The sequence below is a fragment of the Bacillus sp. RIT 809 genome (assembly GCF_016892495.1).
Taxonomy (GTDB): Bacteria; Bacillota; Bacilli; order Bacillales; family Bacillaceae_G; genus Bacillus_A; species Bacillus_A cereus_U.
The window spans coordinates 1-427 of record NZ_JAFEMR010000076.1; the positions used below are offsets into that span (position 1 = coordinate 1).

Below are 427 nucleotides of genomic sequence, written 5' to 3' on the forward strand. Positions count from 1 at the left end.
TTTTGTTTTTTCCGCGCGGTCGTGGCGGAACGGCAGACGCGCTAGGTTGAGGGCCTAGTGGGGGAAACCCCGTGGAGGTTCAAGTCCTCTCGGCCGCATCAAAAAATCTTTTAAAAAAGTACTTGCATTTGAAAATGTAGTATGATAAGATAATTGAGTCGCCAAAATACAACGACGAAAAAACATCATGAATAAGCGCCCGTAGCTCAATTGGATAGAGCGTTTGACTACGGATCAAGAGGTTAGGGGTTCGACTCCTCTCGGGCGCGCCATAACGGGAAGTGGCTCAGCTTGGTAGAGCACCTGGTTTGGGACCAGGGGGTCGCAGGTTCAAATCCTGTCTTCCCGACCACGCGGGTGTAGTTTAGTGGTAAAACAAGAGCCTTCCAAGCTCTGGTCGAGAGTTCGATTCTCTTCACCCGCTTTT

The 427-nt window shown here is 50.1% G+C and carries 4 tRNA genes; all 4 read left to right on the plus strand.

Annotated elements, in window-relative coordinates:
- Nucleotides 1–15 precede the first annotated feature (15 nt).
- The 4 genes from JTF23_RS27485 to JTF23_RS27500 all read left to right on the plus strand — a co-directional run bounded on the left by JTF23_RS27485 (nt 16) and on the right by JTF23_RS27500 (nt 424).
- Nucleotides 16–98: transfer RNA gene (locus JTF23_RS27485), tRNA-Leu, on the plus strand.
- Between the two features lie 97 nt (nt 99–195).
- A tRNA-Arg gene (locus tag JTF23_RS27490) sits at nt 196–272 on the plus strand.
- Nucleotides 273–275: 3 nt separating this feature from the next.
- Nucleotides 276–352, plus strand: a tRNA-Pro gene (locus JTF23_RS27495).
- A 1-nt stretch (nt 353) separates the two neighbouring features.
- A tRNA-Gly gene (locus JTF23_RS27500) sits at nt 354–424 on the plus strand.
- Nucleotides 425–427 lie beyond the last annotated feature (3 nt).